Raw genomic sequence first — 21,922 nt, forward strand, 5'->3', positions numbered from 1 at the left:
TTACCTCAACGCCAAGTTTTCATTGGAAGCTACACTCACTTTGGTATCAAACAAAGACTCAGGCAGCGCAAATGACGTCATAAAATATTTGCTGAATATGCCACTGTTTCTGCTCGACTTAAGTGCAACTTGAACTTGGATTGGTTCAACACTAGCCTCTGCTTCTCTTTGTAATTGCCATGTTGCCATAAATTCAGTACCACGAACCCACTGTACATTCGCTTCATTCAATACTTTTAGGAATGCCCAAGGCCCTGACTTTTCGATTTCGATTCTGCGGCCTTCACTGTCTAAACCATATACCACTGCTTTTTCAGTACCCGCACGTGCAGGCCAGTTAAAACGACGCCACTCTTCAGGTTCGTTTCTATAGCGGTAATTTTGGTCACTAAAGCCGATATAAGTTTCTTTTAATCCCTTTTGTGCCACAGGCATCATTTGGAAGCTAATCCCTACCTCAGAACCGTCTCGAGGAAATAGAGAACGCGTAACCTTTCTCGCCTTAGTTAGCTTGTCTAGTACCCCAGGCTTAAAGCCGATGCCAATACCATTCCACGTTTTCTCTATCCACTCACCACGTTTTAAACGAAGGTAAGGAGATAGGTTTTCAGCCATAAATTGCCAAAACACACCTGACTCTTGGTTCAGTAGTTCGCTAATATCTTCAACTGCAGCATCTGGCCCGTCGATATTAAACGGATATTTACCACGGATATTTTCTTTGTATGTTAAGAATACTTGATTAGACCAACGCTCATTAAGCTGCACTTTTGCTTCGTTCATTACCGTTTGTACACTCGCTAAAAGTGGTGCTTTTAGTAGTTTTTCAAGTGCTTGCTTAGTATCTGGGTCAAGCGCTCTTACTTGGCTTTCTACCACCACCCATGCACTTTGCAGCGCATGGTTTTTGCTATCTCCATTTAACAGAGTTTGAGTAAAAGACATTGCCATATAGTCATCATTGTTACTCGCGGCTATCGTTTTGATGTCTGAATGGAATGCACTCAACGCACCGAGATATTGCTCTAGGTAGTCAGAGCGTGCATTCTCTTCTCCTTTTGCAGTATAACGACGAAGATCTGCAAAGCGGCTAGACAGTTCAGGTACACGCTTTCTCGCAGCGGCTTCTATTTTTGCACCTTTAACCTTGTTGTTTTTAGACTTTGCAAGTAATGCATTTGCCTGCTCGGTTAACTTTTCTGTCTCTACCGTTTTGTTGGGCGAATCAATTAAGTTCACGTTGTCGTCGATTGACGCCATTAAATCGACCAATGGACCTTCTGGTGACGACAGCTGAGCCAGCGTTAAACTTGCCGCATTGCTCGTATTAAATGGGCTTATTTCTACCGAATTTAAGAACTCAAACCACACATTGGCATAGTCTCTGAAATACAGCGCACGGATAGATTTAACTAAAGCGCTCGCTTTTGCTTCATCAACAGAACCTTGGCTTTCTGCGTTGTCTGTGCCCATCACCCAGTCGCCAGAGAATGCTTTGCTCGCTATGACCTTGATGGCATCGTACACTTCGTTTTCCCATGCTTCTTTGGTGTAAACGTATGGAATGCTGATCTTAGACTGCAAAAAGGTTTTGTTGTTTTGCTGCATCATTTGATCAAGCGTTAGTGCGGCTTTTGATACCGTTACTTTTGCTTTGATCTGCTCATACAATGCGGTTGGCTCTGGCGCGCTCATTAAGTCTGAACGCGCCTGACTCACCAAGAAATCATTATTCTGCCAAATCGCAAGCTGCTGTGGTGCAGGCTCAACCGCTAATTGGGCTAAGTAAAAATCAATCAGTCCTGACAGTTGCTCTGTTAATGCTTGCGTGTCTTCGTTTAGCGTAAGTTCTAGGCGATCCGCCGTGTAGTCTAATAGCTCAGACTTCGCATAGTCTTTGTTTAAACGTTCAAACTCGTTACTCATCATGAGCTGCAGCTTAAGTGCTTGATAATACTTATCACGTAGTTTTGGTTCGATACGTTTAGCAACCTGTTCTTCTGTACTTAGTAGTGCAATCCAGTTTTGGTGGCTTTCAAAAAGCGCTTGTTGCACAAGCTCCGAACTTGGTTCACCAATGAGCGCTTGTACACGTTGACGTAATACCTGCTCTATTGGTTTTATGGTGTTGTCTGCACTGTAAACACCAAGTAAGAAATACCAAGGCAGCTTTTTCTCATAACCGATTAGCTCTTGATAGTGTGCAAAAAGAGACAAAGTTGAGTTAAATTGCTCGGCCAACGGCTGGTTTTCTACACGTGTATTAACCACAGCAGTCGTTAACTTATCACTGGTTGTTAAAAGCTGCTGATTGTGGGTATAAGAGTTAACCAACAAGCCCGCAAGAGCAAATACCGACGTCACACACAAGCATACTGCAAAGCCTTTGAGCCATTTTTGTACGCGGCGCTTTTTCCGGTTACCCCGAGTGAGGTCTTGCAATTTAAACAACACATCTTTGAATACTTGGTTGATAAAGAACGCGGAGGTAATGCTTTCTTGGCGATACTCAAACAATACTGACCTAAACGTAGATAGTTTGCTCGTTGCGCTACGCTCGATAGGCGTACCTTCTTGCGTACCAGAGGTAAAATACACACCAGCAAACCACGGTACTTCCTGGTACGGGTTTTCTTTAAATAATGTGTCAATAAACTCTTCAACTTTGGCAGACGCCGCTTTGAACTGATTGGGAAAATCATAAATCAGTTGTTTACGTTGCGCGTTACGCTCACGCGTCATTTTAACTAGGCGCTGATCACACAGTCGCTCATATAGGCCAGTTAGATGTTTTGAAAAGTTCTCGCTCGCCACTTCACCGGTATTGGTGCCATCTTCCTCAAGTAAATACGCACCCCAGGGTTGCTTACGCTCATCTTCACTTAATTCATTAAAGAAAGGCTCAAAGCCGCTGATCAAATCACATTTGGTAAACACCACGTATACCGGAAAAATGAGTCCAAGTTGGTTAATTAACTCATCAATACGAGCGCGGATCTGTTTAACATGGTCGCGGATCTGTTCGCTGTCTGAAGTCAAGATGTCGGCAACACTAATCGCAACCATCACGCCATTGATTGGCTGTTTAGAGCGATATTTACGTAACAGCTTTAAGAATGACAACCATTGATCGTTATCTGACTCTTCAGTGGTGTAACGACCTGCGGTATCGATCAAAACGGCTTGATCTGAAAACCACCAGTCACAATTACGTGTGCCACCAAAACCTTGAATATGCAGTTGATTAGATTTTGAATAAGGGAAATGCAGCCCAGAGTTTGCAAATAACGTACTTTTACCCGCAGCCGACGGACCAATGATCATATACCAAGGCAATGCATACAACGCAGCATTACCACGATAGCCAGCACCTAAATGAGAAGCTTTTAATGCAGACAGCGCTTCTTCCATTTTGGCTTTAATTTCTTCGACTTCGGCTTCTGTCCCCGCATGATTGTTGGCAATTTCTTTCGCTAACTTGTCTCCAGAGCGCTTCACCCACAACCATCGAACTAATAAAGTAAGACAAAACAGACCAAATACCGCACCCATCACCATTAAACGATGATTTTGATCTTCAAGGCCAATAAACCGACCAGCAAACCAAATTAGCGTCAAAATTGCGAATATGCCGACCCAATGAGCCGTCGCACGAGATGACAAAAATCCTAAGACTAGATGCACTAGTCCACTACGATTCACTCCTGACATGATGTTACCTCGCTTTCCCTGTTTTCTCTAACTGCGTTAGTACTTCAATATGCTTATCAATTTGCACGACTTGCTGGTTAGCACGATTCTCAATGAAATACGTTGAACCAACATACATACTGGCGAGTAAAGCAAGCGTTACCGATAAAATAACCCAATAAGGTAGGTTTCTTCCTACTTTAGTGACCATACTTTCTTGCGGTTTTGCATTATCAGAAAGCTGTAATTTTGCAGGTCCAGCAAGCTCTTCTAATTGCGCTCTAACATCCAACATCAACGCTTTGAGTTGCTCTACCCCTTTGATCTTATAGATCCCTTCGAAACCCAGTTGTAAACAAACAAAATAGACTTCTAATACCGTGCGTTGCTGCGCTGCTGCGCGTCGGATATTTTCAAGCTTTTCAAAAAAAGCTTCTCCCGCACGCATGTTGCCAAATAATTCTAATTGTAAAGGTCGCGCCATCCACTCCATACTGTACGGCTTCTGTGCCGTCATGATTTGCTCGTCGACCAAAGCGGTTAATGCAAATTTGGCTTCCTGCATTTCCGACGCACTGATCCGTGCGTCATAACAGCTCTTTTCATATTCATCAAAAGCATCCATGACTTTACTGCGTAGACCATCAACTCCTTGATGATCTGCACCGCCCTGGCGAATTGAAGTAAGCACTTCAAGTACCGGAGAAATGCAGGCGACTAGTTCAGATTTATTTTTCGACGCTTCCATGATCTTTACCTACTAACTATTTACTCGCCACTGAAACCACTTCAAGTTTCACGCCTTGAAGGCTAAATGGCACAAAGATTCTTAACGCTAATTCCTGTACAACTTGTTCCCAAGCGGCACCATGTGGTTCAACTTTAAAATACTCATATCCACCTTTAACAGACACTCTATTCGGTGGACGCTGGCAATGTGTTAACTTCACACCACCAAGCGCTGAAGCGATTAATATTTCTAACTGACTTGGCGCTGCCAGCTTAACTTGCTCTGCAAACAACTCGATCCATTGCGTAGATTCGTTTTCATAGAAAGCTGCGATATACAATTCACCGCGAGTCAAAGTACTGCTTTCTATGTCTTTAACCTCAAAGATAGACTGAGAGATTGCACTGAGTACCAGATCAGACGAGCGCGCTGCGCTTATCGAACCAATAAGGGTTTGAATATGAGATTCGATTAAACCAAAGCTGCGCGTTAAGTCTTGATGGTCATAAACTGGTAACTCAAATTTACTCGCTTCTGGTTCGAAATTTATCAGTTGGCAGACCAGTTTATTTAGCGCCATAAACAATGCATCTGGACTAGTTTTGGCTGTGGTATTTAACTGCTTAATTTCAGGAAAAACAGAGCTAAATGTTTGTAATAACAAAAAGTGTTTGAGTTCTGTTGGACCAAAATCTTCCACGATCCCCATACTTGCGCGGTTTGTAAACATCGCGGTGTACTTAGCTTCAACCATATTGACGAGTTTATTTACACGCTCGGCCAAATAGCCATGGGCTTTGATGTTTAGCAGTGGAGGAATATAACTTGAGTCAATTTCGAACTGCCCATGCTCACCACGTATAACTTTTATACAAGGCAATTGCTCTATAAAACTATTACTTGGGCTGAACTCAACCAGCATAAGTTTAGGTTTAGCAACCATCACTTCTGCTTTTCGGTTTGGATCATGTGCATCTTGAAGCTCAACAAAATCACAGTCATAAGCACTAAGCTGCCCAGTTTGCGGGTAACCTTGGATATTACTTACTGAATGATTGTTCGCGAGCGCCACACTAATGATGTATTCGCGTTTGTTATCTTCAAGCTCAAACATAGGTGCTTCGTTGTCAGCAAAAACATGATGTATATGACGACCACTTTTGAAGATTGCCGCAATACTTTGCAATTTGACTACACCTTTGGCCAATGCCGATTCGTCAAATACAATGCGGTCTAAACCATATGCATTATCTCTAAGACTTTGCTGTACACCAGTTAGTTGAGATTGCTGGTATTGATCGAACAGTTGTAAGTGCTGCTGACTGAGCATTAAACCTTCAGCCCAAACAGGTTTGTATACGTTGTTGTGCTGCATTACTTGTCCTCCTCTACTTCAGGTAAGCGAAGCGAGTTACTTGTAATTTCAATATCTAGAGAAGTAGATAAAGGCACAGGCCAATCATTTAAGTCATAAAATGCGCGCCAGTTACCACCCGTTCTATCTCTAAATAGCGCAACAAAAGCCACGTACTTTGCAGATTCAGCTTGTTCAAACTCGATTTTTATACGATCTGAGGGGTTTACGGTGCGTTCTTCCACCGTAACTAAGGTGTTAGCCAGAATTGATTTATCTGACTTCCAAAGCTGTTCAAATGTAGAATTTTTAAACGCTTGAATATCAGTAAGTTGATATACTTTTAATACCACAGGTAGTGGCTCGTTAAACTGGTTTAAATTTATGTTATCAGTAGCAGTTACGTCTAACTTAACGTAAGTAGACATACAACCAGTCAAAAACAAAACCATTATAAATAAAGCATTCCTAGCCATATCCGCCTCAATTATAAGACATCCAAATTAGATTATTGGAAACAATTAATCTTTTTAATTTCCAGTACAATAGTAAAAATACATTTGATTTAACTATTTAACAAGAAATTACAGAACACAAGTATGCAGTTTGTAACTGAATACTAAGTTAACATTCGGAAATCTTCTTAAAAAACATTTAAACCATTGTTTTTTTGTAGGTTTTACTTTTTATTGGGCATTCAGAGAGGAAGTCATGAAGCTTAGTGAGCAATTCAGTTTGCATTAAGCTTTCTTACAACTTGTTGAGATAGACACTTCCCTGAAAACAAAAACCACACTAAACATCTGGACTTTTGATGTACATTCTCGAACGGCGCATACGATACACAAACGAATTTTCTAGATCAACCTTAATATCAAATTAATATTATCAAGCTATAAAAAACACACTTGCATTCGACTAAATCCATGTAATAACCTCTATTATTATATGAATTTATTTAATAACAGATAATTACATAAAAAAATCATGTTTACACTGCATTAACCAAGCTTTGTGGATTGTTGTGAGAGTTTTTAAATCAACTAAGGTTAAATATCATGCACACAAGGATGACCATTTACGACATAAGCCAAAGTACTAAGATCGTTAGTTTTGAACTAAGTACTTGTATAAAGGAAGCTTTTGTTTACCATAGCACTTTAGGGCCATGTCCCTATCTTTCTTACGAACTTTTTACTGGGAATGATGTAACTTTTGAAACAATCAACTCAGATCAAACAAGCACTTTTTTCATGGGTACCCTTTTTAAAATTTTCACGAGGATGGCTTCTGAGCACACTTATTCTTATCAATTCACCTCAAAGCCAAGGACTGAACTACGTAAACAAACAGAGAAAAACCAAGTTTTTGTAAAAACCAATGTACAACCTTTGATCAACTCCCTTATTTTAAAAGCCAACTATTCACAAGAGTATATAAAATGGCGAGTTACTGAAGATTTGCGCACGCTACCGCGGTGCGTAAAGCGCTAAAAAACGACGACCCTTTTTTCAGCGGACTCTTGGCAAAGTACAGCTTAATTTATTGGCTTGAATGCCATGATTTTATTGGATCGAGAGTGATTCCGGAGAGTAATTGAACCGAACAATTTATGAAACGTTTCTTTAAAGCGACAGAAAATAAATAAAATAATTTACTCATCTATTAATAAGGAAATACCATGATCACAATGGAACAGTATTTTATTGGTTTTTTGGTGTCTTTTACCAGTTTCGTCGTTGCTGTATTGATTAGCAAAAAGAGACATAAGCTAGTTCACCTTGGATAAAAGCCATTGTGTTACTAGGGCCTGTTGACCTTTGCTACTTGAAAGATCAACAGGCCCTAACATCAGTGCTTTCGTTTTTTATCTGTATGTCTATACTTTCAGGGCTATTTTCCAATGCAGTTATCATAAGTAAAGCCGCGGGTCAGTCGCTCATATTTATACTGGTCGGTTTTGGGATCTACAAGTTTATAGCACATACTAAAGTTAAAAGTCGCCAGTAAAATCAGAGCAACATTTATCGCTGAACATAACAAGGAGTTGGAATGCGAGAAGAAAACCGACAAGTCCCACAACAATTGGGCCAGTATCTATACCAGCAAATTAAAGAGCCGTGGAGTGAAGCACGGCTCGTATTGGACTACCATGACGACAATATGCCTAGGTGTTCCGCCTTTTACTATGACACCAGCACACCAAAACAAGCACACGTTATACCAGTAAGTGATGAAATTTCCGTTCTGTTTTTAAGCTTGTTCGAAAATGCAACGTCAAATCAAGAAGAGAACTGGCAAAAGGCCATTTTCTCAGTACAGCGCAGTGGTCAGTTTAGTTTGAACTTTGAAACTGCGGATAATGAAGAGCCATAATCACCAAAAGGGGGGAGCTCCCCCCTTATCCCAAGATGAAAGCATACTTCGTTAACGACCATCAACCGAAGATAAGCTCTGCCCTGAATTCATCGTCAAAGCTGGCCCGAACACACTTGCCACGTATAGAATCTTTACGGCCTGTGTGCTGTTTTACCAGATTGCGAACAACCCGTCTGAACAGCGCCATGTTTTCCGCGGAAATAGGCTCACTTATCTGATAGGCATCTTCTTTAAACACCACGTCCAACACCAATGCTGCTGGTTCTCGATGTGCCAATGGTGGCGGATGGCCTTTTGTAACATCTGTGCATCTGGCTCAACAGAAGTAACATAAAAGTGCGTGTCTATTTTTGTTATCGACTCGGATTTTTTTTGTCTTTCAACCGCGACCAGCGAAGTGATCCCAGGCCATTTTTCTTTTATCTCATCAGGCAGGTTGTTGGCCTTCAGAACATAAGTGATGCGTGTTTACTAATGTCCATGACCACCGCTGACTTGTACATCTTCAAGCAAACTACTCTCTTCTGCAAAGGCTGTTTCAAAACATGAAGTGACTGCTTTATAAAGTGTTCTCTGATTTGCTTTAATCTGAACCAGATAAGTCAGCCCCTCTTGAAATAAGTGTTGATAGTGTCGCTTTCTGACAATGTAGCGCATCTAGTGTGACGATTGCATCTGAAACATCAAGCACATCTAACAAGGCTCTGACTGCCGGTATCTCATTGGATTTATTGTCGACTGTACGCTGATATGAAGTTAAACCAGACTCGCAATCAAAAGCTGATACCAGGTGTAAGTTGTGTTCATACTTTTTACTTGCACCGCGTAGGGTTTTGCCATCAAACGTAATAATTGGCTTACCAGATTGAGAGCGCTGCTCGTTGACCCAGCTGAACAAGGCCAAAACCAATGAATCAGTCTCCACTGTTTTAAGAATTCGTGCAATGCTGTGTCGCGTTGGGATACCGTGTTTAAAGGCTCTGAACTGTCTGAGCCAAGGGAGTTTACTGTGCCCGAACACTTCAATATCTTTCCAGCCCTCACAACCGGATAGAAACGCCGAGATGATAAGAAAAAAACATTCGTAAGATCATGATGTTGATTGGTAGAAGAACGCTTATCTTCAACAAGTTCAAGGTGGCTAAATAACGACATAATTAACAAGTAGATAGTGACAATGTAGGTGTTATTAGATCAGAAAGAGGCGGGGGTTAAAGCCTTTTTACAAAGTGCGATCCCACCATGATGAGCAAACTGAGATCAGTCGGGGGGTTGATTTTATTGCCAGTGGAAATTATAAGCTTAGAGAGAGTACGCTTACGCTTAAGGTTGGTGCAACCGACAATTCAAAGTTAGAAAAGTTTAGCTTTGTTGCTAGTGACGATCCTAACTATACGTTTATGGGAGAGTGGTATATAAATAACAAAACCAAAGTATATGACCAATACTATGGTAAAGATTATTTTACTATGCGTTTAGTTGTGACTTAAGGCTCAGTCAATAGCAGACATGACCAACGCATCTTATGCGTTGATCATTAAAAAATGTAAATTTATACGTTTAAAGTGAAGCTATACTTTGGTTAATTGCTTCTAGAGCTGCCGCTGGGTTTTCAGCTTTAGTGATCGGACGCCCTATCACTAGATAATCACTACCCGCTTTCACTGCTTTTTCAGGTGTCATAATACGTTTTTGATCGCCAGCATCAGCACCTGCTGGTCGAATACCTGGTGTCACAAGCTTAAACTCTTCACCGAGTTGAGCTTTTAAAAGTTCGGCTTCTTGTGCAGAACAAACCACACCATCTAGGCCTGATTCTTTTGCTAATTTTGCTAGAGATAGCACTTGCTCTTGAGGTGTCTTTTCAATTCCAAGCTTTAATAACTGTCCTTGATCCATACTCGTTAGCACGGTCACAGCAATAAGTAACGGCGCTTTATCCCCATAAGCTACCAACGCTTCTTTTGCTTTTGACATCATTTCGTGACCGCCACTGGCGTGAACATTTACCATCCACACACCAAGCTCAGCTGCAGCAGTTACTGCCTTTGCGACTGTGTTTGGAATATCATGAAATTTCAGGTCTAAGAATACATCAAAATTCATATCTACCAGTTTTTTTACAAACTGAGGGCCAAAATAGGTAAACATCTCTTTACCTACTTTCAATCGGCATTCGTCAGGTGAAAGCTGAGAAACAAATGATAATGCAGCTTCTTCATTATCATAATCAAGCGCAATCAAAACCTTTTTTAAATCTTGTGTCGACATAGTTACCCTATTTGGCCAAATTAAAAACTTAAAAACCGTCTAACCCACGGCTTGGAGCAAGTGACTCCCAATGTTTGCAGGAGGGACATAACCAATACATCGTATGACTTGTAAACCCACAATGACCACATTGATAGTTTGGCTTAGTTGCAATATAAGACTTCACCAATTTATCTATTTCTTGTAGTACGTGATCTATTTTAGCATCTTTGCCGCTAATGAGTTGCAGCAAATAACTAAAGCCCCTAATTGATGGTTCACGCTTTAAACTATCAGTTAGAAACTCTATTGCCTCAGAAATATGACCTTTTTGGACCAACCCTTGGCAAAACTTAATTCTGATCAGCACGCCTCCTTTTTCTAATAACTCTGAGACTAGCTCAAAGAATTGATCGTGAATATTTAATTTAACATAACAGGATTCGAGCTCTTCAATTACTAGTGGTGCCATAAATACAAATTGGCTCACGAGCTTTCGCCAATAATATATACACTTCACGTAATCATCATGTTTGTATGCATCTTTGCCCATTTCGTACAAGGGTCTTACTGTTTCATGCGCGAGCGCTGTCGCTTTTTCGAATAGGCTTGGATTCTTTTCTTGATTTGCAGCTTCACAATAGAAGTTTGCAATAGTGGCGCAATGGGACGACTTTTTGAAAAGCTCAGGATGCGCTTCATACATATGAACGCCTTTTCGCCAATCTCTAGTTTGAGAGTATAGGTTTAAAATTGGATCGAGTGCATCCTTAAACCCAAGCTTTACAAGAATGACTAAGTGTTCTTCAGCACTATCCAACAGACCAGCTAAGATGTAATCTTGAGCTAGCTCTAGACGACAGGACTTCACCACTTCTTCATCTAGATTAGGTTGTTTAAGTAATAGCTCATGAATTTTTATCGCTCTATCTAACTCTCCCCGCTTTCTAAAAAGCGATGCGAGTGTTAAATAATGATCAACGGAGTCTGCTGAGACTTCAAGTAATTTGGTGAGGTGTTCAAGACCCTGATCTTCTTCCCTATCTAGTAGGAATTTTAGGCCTTTACTGTATTCAGAAGTAATTTGTCTACTTTGCTCTAGGGCTTGATTCTTTGCACTATTTTTACCCATAACATAACCGTAAGCGGCGGCTACAGGTAGTAATAAAAACAGCAGCTCGATCATAACTAGCGTTCGGCTGCTTGACTAAGCTTACTATTACTTTTTTTTAGGCGATGATTTTGCCATTTAAGCTTAGATAAAACCGACGCAGTTACAAGTAAACCAATAATTATCCCAAGAGCTAAGCAAATACTCATTAAGGTTGCGAGTGGTAACTCTGCACTTGCAATTACAAAATTGACATTAACAACTTGTGGATTTTGTGTTCCAACTAAAAATGCAATCAGTATGGCAACAACAGCTAATCCCTTTTTCAATACTGCAACCAAGTTTAGCTCCGTTAGACTTAATTATTTAAGCTTTCGTTTACTCTATCGCGCAGCTCTTTGCCTGGCTTAAAGTGTGGTACGTATTTACCATCCAATTCTACAGTTTCGCCCGTCTTAGGATTACGACCAGTGCGAGGTGAACGGAAGTGAAGCGAGAAACTACCAAAACCACGGATTTCGATACGTTCCGAGTCTGATAATGAGCCAGCCATTTGTTCAAGGATTTCTTTTACCGCATTCTCTACATCTTTAACAGGAACGTGAGCGTGCTGCAGTGCAAGTTGTTCTATCAATTCAGACTTTGTCATAATGTTTCCTTTAGTGTAAAAGGAAGGGCTAAGCGCCCTTCCTAGTTTAAAGACTGATTAATTAGTCTTTTTGAGCATTTTTGAAAGCTGCAGCCATTGCGTTTTCGAACGCTGGCTCATCTTTCTTAAGCTTCTCTAGTACTTCTTTTTCTTCAGCTTCGTAGATAGCTTTAACCGATAGGCTGATAGTACGGTTCTTACGATCAACACCTACAAATTTAGCTTCGATTTCGTCGCCTTCAGAAACAGCAGCAGTCGCGTCTTCAACACGCTCTTGCGCGATGTCAGCTACACGGATGTAACCTTCAACGCCTTCGATTAGCTCAACAGTTGCGCCTTTAGCATCAACTTCAGTCACTTTACCTTTAACAATAGCACCTTTTTTGTTGGCGTCTAGGTAGTTAGTGAATGGATCAGCGTCGATTTGCTTAACGCCTAGAGAGATACGCTCACGCTCTGGGTCAACTTGTAGAACGATAGCTGTGATTTCGTCACCTTTCTTGTACTCACGTACAGCTTCTTCGCCTGGAGTGTTCCAAGAGATGTCAGATAGGTGTACAAGACCGTCGATACCGCCGTCAAGACCGATGAAAATACCAAAGTCAGTGATAGACTTGATCTTACCAGAAACTTGGTCGCCTTTGTTGTTAAGACGAGCAAATTCTTGCCAAGGGTTAGCTTTACACTGCTTAAGACCTAGAGAAATACGACGACGCTCTTCGTCGATTTCAAGAACCATAACTTCAACAGTATCACCTAGTGAAACTACTTTTGAAGGGTGAATGTTCTTGTTAGTCCAATCCATTTCTGAAACGTGTACTAGACCTTCAACGCCTTCTTCGATTTCAACGAAACAGCCGTAGTCAGTTAGGTTAGTTACACGACCAGTAAGCTTAGCACCTTCTGGGTAACGACCAGCGATAGCAGCCCATGGATCTTCGCCAAGTTGCTTAAGACCTAGAGAAACACGAGTCTTCTCTTTGTCGAACTTAAGTACTTTAACGTTGATTTCGTCACCTACGTTCACGATCTCTGAAGGGTGCTTAACACGCTTCCAAGCCATGTCAGTGATGTGTAGAAGACCGTCAACACCACCTAAGTCTACGAATGCACCGTAGTCTGTAAGATTCTTAACGATACCCTTAACTTCTTGACCTTCAACAAGGTTTTGAAGAAGCTCTTCACGCTCTTGTGAGTTCTCAGATTCGATAACAGCACGACGTGAAACAACAACGTTGTTGCGCTTCTGGTCTAGCTTGATAACTTTGAACTCTAGCTCTTTACCTTCAAGGTGAGCTGTGTCGCGAACTGGACGTACATCAACAAGTGAACCAGGTAGGAATGCACGGATTGAATCAACTTCAACTGTGAAACCGCCTTTAACTTTACCGTTGATCATACCAACAACAGTTTCGTGCTCTTCACATGCTTTCTCTAGACGGATCCAAGCTTCGTGACGCTTCGCTTTCTCACGAGAAAGGATAGTCTCACCGAAACCGTCTTCGATAGCGTCAAGTGCTACATCTACTTCGTCGCCAACAGCAACTTCTAGTTCACCAGCAGCATTTTTGAATTGCTCTGCAGGGATTGCACTTTCAGATTTAAGGCCAGCATCAACAAGAACAACGTTGTTCTCGATAGCGATTACTGTACCTTTAACGATTGAGCCTTGCTCAACTTCAAAACCCTGTAGGCTTTCTTCAAATAACTGCGCAAAATTTTCTGACATACTAAATACGTCTCTATAAAGTTAAATTACCAATTAGCAACCATGCTGCATGGGGTTGTTAAATAAACACTAGCTTCCTGCCTGTGTCATTAAAAAATTACTTAGGTAAACAACTTTTTGGAAGTTTACCTGCCACAATGGCGTCTTGAATAAAAGACATAACCTGTTCGAACACTTGCTCAGCATTATTCTCAGTTGTATCAACAACTATCGCATCGCTAGCAGGAACTAATGGGGCAACCTTGCGATTCATATCGCGATCATCGCGAGCTTTAATGTCTTCTAACAGACCACTTAGTGTAACATCATGGCCTTTCTCATTCAACTCAACAAATCGCCTGCGAGCACGTTCTTCTGCACTTGCAGTCAAATAAATTTTAAGTTCAGCATCAGGGAACACCACCGTTCCCATGTCACGTCCATCTGCAATTAAGCCAACTTCAGTTCTAAAAGCGCGCTGACGTCGTAATAATGCTTCTCTCACACGAGGTAGCGCCGCAATTTTTGACGCAGCTGCGCCGACTTCTTCATTGCGAATGGTGTTAGTAACATCTTCACCTTCAAGTACAATTTTGCTTTTTTTAGTTTCTTTATCGATAGAAAATTGTACATCCAAATTGGCAGCGAGTGGGACCAACCCCTCTTCGTTATCAGTTGCAATTTGGTGGTGTAATGCTGCTAACGAAAGCACGCGATAAATCGCACCGCTATCCAACACTTCCCAATTTAATGTTTCAGCTAACAAGCGACAAACAGTTCCTTTGCCTGAACCACTTGGGCCGTCTACGGTGATAACTGGCATAGCTGCCTGCATTTAGACCTCCTAAAAATGCTCACCTGAATTTGACGGCGCATAGTATACGTCAATTTGCTGAATATATCCTTATTTACCTGTCATTTTTTGTTATATCTCAAATTATTAGTGCAGCGAACGGTGCTAAATGCCAGGTGCTGACTGGCTTTGACTGAATGAAATTCAGTCAAATATACGCGTTTTTGACTTTGTAATGATGACTATTTTAGAGAAGATTTTAAGGTGCTGAACATCTTCAGCACCTTGGATGAAATTAATACTGACTAATACTTTCTAACACTGAAAAATAGGTTGGGAAAGTTTTTGCCGTACATTTAGGGTCGTTAATCGTGATAGCTTGACCACCCACTGCCACCATCGAAAAACACATCGCAATGCGATGGTCATTGTATGTGTCTACATCCGTAAAATTAAAATTAGCTGGTGGTGTAACTTCGATAAAGTCGTGCCCTTCTACTACTTCTGCGCCTACTTTTTTAAGTTCAGTCGCCATGGCAGCTAGCCTATCGGTTTCTTTCACGCGCCAATTGTAGATATTACGAATTGCCGTTTTACCTTTTGCGAATAGTGCTACGGTTGCAAGCGTCATCGCCGCATCGGGGATAGCGTTGGCGTCAATGTCCACACCATTTAGCTCACCTTTTCGGACAACGATACGCTCATCGTGCCAATCAATGTTTGCACCGACTTGTTCCATCACTTTGGCAAAGCCGATATCACCTTGCACACTTTGTTTACCCACTCCCTTTATCTCAATTTCACCACCTGCAATTGCAGCCGCTGCGATGAAATAAGAGGCTGACGAGGCGTCCCCTTCAACCATAAGTGTTCCAGGAGATTGATACTGCTGGCCTGCTTTTACCACGAAATGTTGATAATCGTGGTTTTCGACATGAACCCCAAAGTGCGCCATCACGCCAATGGTAATATCAATATAAGGCTTTGAAACCAGTTCACCTTTAATCGCAATATTCGTATCGCCACTAAAAAGCGGTGCTGCCATCAATAATGCAGTTAGGAATTGGCTTGAGATACTACCGTCAATCTCAACTTCACCACCAGCAAGTTGCTTACCTGTAATTTTTAACGGCGGGTAGTCTTTGTTTTTGAGATATTGAATATCTGCACCAAGCGTTTGCATGGCATCAACAAGATGGCCAATTGGACGCTCTTCCATTCGTGGCTCACCAATCAGTTCATAATCACCGGATATAGCTGCAAGCACTGCAGTTAATGGGCGATATGCTGTACCGGCATTGCCTAAAAATAGCGGCTCAACGGGGGTGTTAAAGTTACCACCATTTCCTTTGACCAGTGCCACCGTATTATCATCTTCTAACGTTACTTCAACGCCTAACTGAGACAATGCGCCTAACATATGGCGGATATCATCGCTATCCAATAAGTTCGTCACTTTTGTCGTGCCTTCACACAACGCTGCAAGCAACAAAATACGATTTGATAAGCTTTTAGAGCCAGGTAACGTGACACTGCCACTGACTTTAGTAATAGGCTTGAGGGTCAATTGTTCCATCAACTGTTCTCCCGTGCGAATTTATCCATAAATGCAACTAACGCTTTGATCCCTTCAATTGGCATGGCGTTGTATATACTAGCTCGCATGCCGCCAACAAAACGGTGGCCTTCAAGTGCAATTAAACCGTTTTGTTCTGCCTCTGCCAAGAATTTAGCATTTAGGCTATCATCATTTAACCAAAATGGTACGTTCATCAATGAGCGACAATGTTTTGCAACTTTGTTTGAATAGAAGTCAGAGTCGTCAATATAATCGTATAAAATGGCTGCTTTTTCTTGATTGTGCGCTTCCATGGCTTTAACACCACCAATGCTTTCAAGATACTTGAATACCTCAAACGCAAGATACCATGCAAATGTCGGTGGTGTGTTGTACATGCTTTGCTGATCAGCCTCAATGGCGTAATCAAGGATAGCAGGTCTTGGCAGCCCTTCACGCTTCAATAACGTCTTGCGTACAATGGCGATACTGAGACCCGAAGGACCGATATTTTTTTGTGCGCCAGCATAGATCAAATCAAAGTCATCGACGTTAATTTCACGAGATAAAATATTGGAAGACATGTCCGCTACAATTGGTGCGGTTGCATGCTTTGGAACGTCAAATATTTCGATACCGTCGATGGTTTCGTTTGGACAATAGTGAATAAATGAAGCGTTTTCTGGTAACTTCCACTCGGAGACCGGTAAAATGTCGAATTGACCATTTTCGTCAGTACGAATATTAACCGCATGCGTTTGCGTGAATTTTTCACCTTCTTTCGTCGCACCGGTAGACCAGATCCCGTTCTCGATATATACGCCAGGTACACCATCTACATGTAGGTTTAGCGGTACAGCAGCAAAGTGACCTCGACCACCACCATGCATAAACAGGACTTCAAATTCATCAGAGATGTTCATCAAACGACGTAAGCTTGCTTCACATTGCTTTGCCATTTCGAGATACGGTGCCGAACGATGGCTCACTTCCATCACTGAAACACCTAGATTTTGCCAATCTAGAAATTCTTTTTGCGCATTTTTCATAACTTCAACAGGTAACATCGCAGGACCCGCGCAAAAATTATAAACCGTCATATTTTTCCTCATTCCAAATAATCTAGATCATCCAAAGAATAGCGTTATTCTCATGACTTTTTGGATGAACAATAGGCTGCCCGACTAAAATGTCGGATTGTTGGTAGCCTTAATTTATCAGGCTTCAGGCTGTTGTCATAGAGGAACAGATTGAAAAAATTGACAGAAAGAAAAAAAGCGACCGAAGTCGCTTTTTTTGAGTAGGATTTTTTTATTCCTCTGCGTCAGATCCCGCATCAGGTGTTGCTTCACCTTCTAGCTCTGCAACGTCACCTTCAGGCAGCGCTTCCACTTCAATTTCTTCGATGCGTTGAAGACCTACTACCTTTTCTTCTTCCATCGTACGGATCAGAATAACACCTTGGGTGTTACGGCCTACCGTAGAAACTTCGTTTACACGCGTTCTAACTAGCGTACCACGGTTTGAGATCAACATGATTTCATCGTTGTCATCAACTTGAACCGCGCCAACCACAGAACCATTTCTTTCAGTTACTTTGATTGACACTACACCTTGTGTTGCACGGCTCTTCGCTGGGTACTCTTCAAGCGGTGTACGCTTACCATAACCATTTTCAGTTACGGTCAAGATTGCACCATCGCCTTGTGGTACGATTAGTGATACCACTTTCACGTCATCAGGCATCTTGATACCACGAACACCTGTTGCTGTACGGCCCATCGGACGTAAAGCCAACATTTCTTCGCCAGTTTCAGGATCACGCTTCACTTCACCTGTTTCTGAATCTCGCTGCTTCTCGTTAAAGCGTACAACTTTACCATGCTCAGTAAATAGCATGATGTCATTTTCGCCTGTGGTGATATTAGCACCGATCAGGCTATCGCCTTCGTTCAAGTTGATAGCAATAATGCCACTTGCTCGCTGACGGCTGTATGCAGTCAGAGGTGTTTTCTTAACGATACCACTTGCCGTCGCCATGACGATAAACTTATCTTCTTCGTATTCACGAACCGGTAAAATAGTCGTAATACGCTCATCAGCTTCGAGTGGTAACAAGTTAACAATTGGCTTTCCGCGCGCGGCCCGTGATGCAAGCGGCAGCTGGTAAACTTTCAACCAATACAAGCGGCCAGAAGTGGAGAAACAAAGAATTGTATCGTGAGTATTTGCAACGAGTAGACGTTCGATAAAGTCTTCATCTTTCATCTTAGTTGCAGATCGCCCTTTACCACCACGACGCTGAGCTTCGTAATCGCTAAGAGGTTGATACTTCACATAGCCTTCGTGAGAAAGCGTAACTACAACGTCTTCTTCGTTGATCAAATCTTCTAAACTGATATCGTGCGCAGCAGCAGTGATCTCTGTGCGACGCTCATCACCATACGTTTCTTTGATTTCAACTAACTCATCGCGGATCACTTCCATCAAACGCTCTGGAGTAGAAAGGATGTACAGTAGCTCAGCGATAAGATCGAGTAGTTCTTTGTATTCTGCTAGAATTTTCTCGTGCTCAAGACCCGTTAATTTGTGAAGTCTTAAGTCTAGGATTGCTTGGGCTTGTTGCTCAGACAAATAGTACTGACCATCACGGATCCCTAATTCTTCCGCTAACCAATCTGGACGCGCAACATTTTCTTCACCAGTACGCTCAAGCATTGATTTAACGTTACCAAGATCCCAAGCTCGCGCAGTTAGCGCCGCTTTCGCTTCCGCTGGTGTTGGTGACTTACGAATAAGCTCAATGATTGGGTCAATATTGGCTAGCGCAATTGCAAGGCCTTCAAGCGTATGCGCTCTGTCTCTAGCCTTACGCAGGTCAAATACAGTACGACGCGTTACGACTTCACGACGGTGAATAATAAACGCATCAAGCATTTCTTTCAGGTTGAAACACTTAGGCTGGTTGTTGTCTAGTGCAACCATATTGATGCCAAACACAGTTTGTAGTTGTGTTTGCGCGTATAGGTTGTTTAGTACAACCTCACCGACTTCACCGCGTTTGATTTCCATAACAATACGCATACCATCTTTATCAGACTCGTCGCGTAGTGCACTGATCCCTTCAACCTTTTTATCTTTAACAAGCTCTGCAATCTTTTCAATTAATCTTGCTTTGTTAACTTGGTAAGGAATTTCATGAACGATGATGGTTTCTTTGTTTGTTTTCTCATCGACTTCGATTTCAGCTTTCGCGCGGATATAGATCTTACCACGGCCAGTTTTATAGGCTTGTTCGATGCCGTTTTTACCGCTGATGATGGCGGCAGTCGGGAAATCAGGACCCGGAATATAGTCGATTAACTCTTCAATGGTGATGTCTGGATTCTGGATCACAGCCAAACAGCCATTGATCACCTCAGTTAAGTTGTGAGGTGGAATATTGGTCGCCATACCAACCGCGATACCAGATGAACCATTCACCAATAAGTTAGGCACTTTAGTTGGTAACACATCTGGAATTTGCTCTGTACCATCGTAGTTTGGTACATAATCAACGGTTTCTTTTTCAAGGTCAGCAAGTAACTCGTGAGCGACTTTCGCCATACGTACTTCGGTATAACGCATCGCAGCTGCAGAGTCACCATCGACAGAACCAAAGTTACCTTGTCCATCTACGAGCATGTAGCGTAGAGAGAAAGGCTGAGCCATACGTACAATAGTATCGTAGACCGCGCTATCACCATGCGGGTGATATTTACCGATTACGTCACCAACTACACGAGCTGACTTTTTATAAGGTTTGTTCCAGTCATTTTTAAGTTCATTCATCGCGAACAATACACGACGGTGAACAGGCTTTAGGCCGTCACGTACATCAGGTAATGCACGACCTACGATTACACTCATTGCATAATCTAGGTATGAATTTTTTAATTCATCTTCGATATTGACTGGCAGGATTTCATTGGCGAGATCAGACATTTGACTCCACTTTCCTTCAGTGTCCACCCCTTTTGTGTCACACTACAACTTGTGTTGAGATGCTATCTGAATATCAAATTGCTTATTCTGCTGAAGCGCCAATTAAACGCACTTCAAAAAATAGCCGAATTGCCTCAGAGTATCAGCGGGGGCTTTGTTTATTATAAAATTCGTCAAGCATGCTAACACACTTTTTACCGTTTTACAGGTGCTATTTTTATCTAATCCCCTTTATAATGCGCTCAATTCGACGAGGAAGTTTTTTATGACCGAACATCAAAATGTAGACCCTAATGAAATCGCTAAATTTGAAGAAATAGCAGAGCGCTGGTGGGACCGAGAGGGAGAATTTAAACCATTACACGACATTAACCCTTTGAGGTTGGACTTTATTAACGATAAGTGTGAAGGCCTATTCGCAAAAACAGTATTGGATGTCGGTTGTGGTGGTGGGATTTTAACAGAAAGCATGGCTAAGCTGGGTGCAAATGCAACCGGTATCGATATGGGGCAAGAGCCGCTTAACGTTGCAAAGCTTCACGCATTAGAGGTCGGCGTTAACGTAGACTATCAAAAAGTGCCAGCGGAAGAATTCGCAGCCATGCACCAAAGTGAATTCGATGTAGTAACTTGCATGGAAATGCTAGAACACGTGCCAGACCCAGAATCCATTATTCGTTCAGTCGCACAGCTAGTTAAGCCTGGTGGTCATGTATTTTTTTCTACCTTAAACAAAACTACAAAAGCATATTTACTGGCTATCGTCGCCGCAGAAAAACTGCTTAAAATGGTTCCTGAAGGCACGCATGAGCATGATAAGTTTATTCGCCCTTCGACCTTAATTGATTGGGCTGAAAAGTACGACCTCAAAGTTAGAGCAGCGACAGGGATTAACTACAACCCTATCGGCAAAACATTTACCTTAACTAAAGACGTTTCAGTTAACTATATTCTACACTTTGAGAAGCTGGCATGATCCAAGCGGTACTATTTGATTTAGACGGCACCTTGCTGGATACCAGTGATGATTTGGGCGCTGCACTAAACCACGTTTTAACTGCTAATAAAATGCCTACTGTCGGCAAACAGGCATATAGCAGTGCGATTTCAAACGGCGTAGCAGCGATGTTGCAGGTAGGATTTGGTGAGTCACTAAAGCACTACGACACTAAGGTTTTACATCAGGGTGTGCTCGACTACTACCTGGAGAATTTATCAGTACATTCCCAATGCTTTGCGCAAATTGGTGAGTTATTAGCGGCACTTCTAGAAAAAGAGATTCAGGTTGGGATCATGACAAACAAGCCTGAGTTTTTAACACTTCCGCTACTAAAACAGATCCCTGAACTTGCAAAGATCGAGACAGTAGTATGCGGAGATACACTGGCGGTGGCCAAACCTCATCCCGAGCCTTTACTGTTAGTGGCGTCAAAATTGGGGGTTTCACCAGAGCAGTGTATTTATGTTGGCGATGCTGAACGAGACATTATTGCTGCAAAATCCGCAAAAATGATTAGTGCCGCAGCAATGTGGGGATTCATTCCATCTGAAGCTGAAGCTAAGTCTTGGTATGCGGATCTCTATCTTACTAACCCATTAGACACGTTATCGCATATTTAGTGTCGATAAAAAAATAAAACACCATATATTGTGTTTTTGCTATAATAGATACGAATTTGTGTAGAAAAAAATCAGTTAGAATTTTTTTTTATTTTT

17 protein-coding genes and 1 pseudogene are annotated in these 21,922 nt (G+C 41.9%); 4 read left to right on the plus strand and 14 right to left on the minus strand.

Features of this window, described 5'->3' with window-relative positions; genetic code table 11:
- From tssM to tssJ, 4 genes are read right to left on the minus strand one after another with little or no spacing between them, the layout of a single operon-like run.
- The gene (gene tssM / locus NH462_RS17045; protein WP_253106795.1) at positions 1-3,711 is read right to left on the minus strand and encodes a type VI secretion system membrane subunit TssM; all 3,711 of its coding nucleotides are present in this window, start codon (positions 3,709-3,711) and stop codon (positions 1-3) included.
- Positions 3,712-3,715: 4 nt separating this feature from the next.
- Positions 3,716-4,438 carry a type IVB secretion system protein IcmH/DotU gene (gene icmH / locus NH462_RS17050; protein WP_010377048.1) on the minus strand — a complete coding sequence of 241 codons (723 nt, stop codon included), beginning with the start codon at positions 4,436-4,438 and terminating at the stop codon, positions 3,716-3,718.
- Between the two features lie 16 nt (positions 4,439-4,454).
- A complete protein-coding gene (gene tssK, locus NH462_RS17055) occupies positions 4,455-5,795 on the minus strand; it encodes a type VI secretion system baseplate subunit TssK (protein WP_253106797.1) in 1,341 nt (446 codons plus the stop codon).
- Positions 5,795-6,250, minus strand: coding sequence for a type VI secretion system lipoprotein TssJ (gene tssJ / locus NH462_RS17060; RefSeq protein WP_096040868.1), 456 nt, complete (start codon positions 6,248-6,250; stop codon positions 5,795-5,797). Before tssJ ends, tssK begins: the two co-directional genes overlap by 1 nt.
- A gap of 1,576 nt (positions 6,251-7,826) precedes the next feature.
- Between tssJ and NH462_RS17065 the strand changes: the two genes are divergently transcribed.
- A complete protein-coding gene (locus tag NH462_RS17065) occupies positions 7,827-8,150 on the plus strand; it encodes a hypothetical protein (RefSeq protein ID WP_045962427.1) in 324 nt (107 codons plus the stop codon).
- Between the two features lie 61 nt (positions 8,151-8,211).
- Here NH462_RS17065 and NH462_RS17070 read toward each other — a convergent pair.
- Positions 8,212-9,308, minus strand: a pseudogene (locus NH462_RS17070) (ISAs1 family transposase).
- A gap of 74 nt (positions 9,309-9,382) precedes the next feature.
- Here NH462_RS17070 and NH462_RS17075 point away from each other — a divergent pair.
- The gene (locus NH462_RS17075; RefSeq protein WP_253106799.1) at positions 9,383-9,643 is read left to right on the plus strand and encodes a hypothetical protein; all 261 of its coding nucleotides are present in this window, start codon (positions 9,383-9,385) and stop codon (positions 9,641-9,643) included.
- Between the two features lie 70 nt (positions 9,644-9,713).
- On the opposite strand, the gene pyrF is transcribed toward NH462_RS17075, so the two are convergent.
- The 9 genes from pyrF to gyrA all read right to left on the minus strand — a co-directional run bounded on the left by pyrF (position 9,714) and on the right by gyrA (position 20,206).
- Positions 9,714-10,424, minus strand: coding sequence for an orotidine-5'-phosphate decarboxylase (pyrF, locus tag NH462_RS17080; protein ID WP_253106802.1), 711 nt, complete (start codon positions 10,422-10,424; stop codon positions 9,714-9,716).
- A 28-nt stretch (positions 10,425-10,452) separates the two neighbouring features.
- Positions 10,453-11,589 carry a lipopolysaccharide assembly protein LapB gene (locus tag NH462_RS17085; protein ID WP_010377036.1) on the minus strand — a complete coding sequence of 379 codons (1,137 nt, stop codon included), beginning with the start codon at positions 11,587-11,589 and terminating at the stop codon, positions 10,453-10,455.
- 2 nt (positions 11,590-11,591) lie between these two features.
- Positions 11,592-11,855: a LapA family protein gene (locus tag NH462_RS17090; protein WP_010377035.1), complete on the minus strand. Its 264-nt coding sequence runs from the start codon at positions 11,853-11,855 to the stop codon at positions 11,592-11,594.
- A 17-nt stretch (positions 11,856-11,872) separates the two neighbouring features.
- Positions 11,873-12,163 (minus strand): integration host factor subunit beta, encoded by a 291-nt coding sequence (gene ihfB, locus NH462_RS17095; RefSeq protein ID WP_010377033.1) that lies wholly within the window; start codon positions 12,161-12,163, stop codon positions 11,873-11,875.
- Between the two features lie 61 nt (positions 12,164-12,224).
- The gene (gene rpsA / locus NH462_RS17100) at positions 12,225-13,892 is read right to left on the minus strand and encodes a 30S ribosomal protein S1 (RefSeq protein WP_017217321.1); all 1,668 of its coding nucleotides are present in this window, start codon (positions 13,890-13,892) and stop codon (positions 12,225-12,227) included.
- Between the two features lie 97 nt (positions 13,893-13,989).
- Positions 13,990-14,706: a (d)CMP kinase gene (gene cmk / locus NH462_RS17105; RefSeq protein ID WP_010377029.1), complete on the minus strand. Its 717-nt coding sequence runs from the start codon at positions 14,704-14,706 to the stop codon at positions 13,990-13,992.
- Positions 14,707-14,959: 253 nt separating this feature from the next.
- Complete coding sequence (aroA, locus tag NH462_RS17110) at positions 14,960-16,240, minus strand: 3-phosphoshikimate 1-carboxyvinyltransferase (protein WP_045962438.1); 1,281 nt, start codon at positions 16,238-16,240, stop codon at positions 14,960-14,962.
- The gene (gene serC / locus NH462_RS17115; RefSeq protein WP_253106811.1) at positions 16,240-17,322 is read right to left on the minus strand and encodes a 3-phosphoserine/phosphohydroxythreonine transaminase; all 1,083 of its coding nucleotides are present in this window, start codon (positions 17,320-17,322) and stop codon (positions 16,240-16,242) included. Before serC ends, aroA begins: the two co-directional genes overlap by 1 nt.
- A 211-nt stretch (positions 17,323-17,533) precedes the next feature.
- Positions 17,534-20,206, minus strand: coding sequence for a DNA gyrase subunit A (gyrA, locus tag NH462_RS17120; RefSeq protein ID WP_253106812.1), 2,673 nt, complete (start codon positions 20,204-20,206; stop codon positions 17,534-17,536).
- 265 nt (positions 20,207-20,471) lie between these two features.
- On the opposite strand from gyrA, the gene ubiG reads away from it, so the two are divergent.
- Entirely contained in the window at positions 20,472-21,182 is a 711-nt protein-coding gene (gene ubiG, locus NH462_RS17125; protein WP_010377022.1) for a bifunctional 2-polyprenyl-6-hydroxyphenol methylase/3-demethylubiquinol 3-O-methyltransferase UbiG, read from the plus strand.
- On the plus strand, positions 21,179-21,826 hold the full coding sequence (locus NH462_RS17130) for an HAD-IA family hydrolase (protein ID WP_253106813.1): 648 nt from the start codon (positions 21,179-21,181) through the stop codon (positions 21,824-21,826). Before ubiG ends, NH462_RS17130 begins: the two co-directional genes overlap by 4 nt.
- The last annotated feature ends 96 nt before the right edge of the window (positions 21,827-21,922 follow it).

Origin of the sequence: Pseudoalteromonas sp. OANN1 (assembly GCF_024124685.1) — a bacterium.
Taxonomy (GTDB): Bacteria; Pseudomonadota; Gammaproteobacteria; order Enterobacterales; family Alteromonadaceae; genus Pseudoalteromonas; species Pseudoalteromonas piscicida.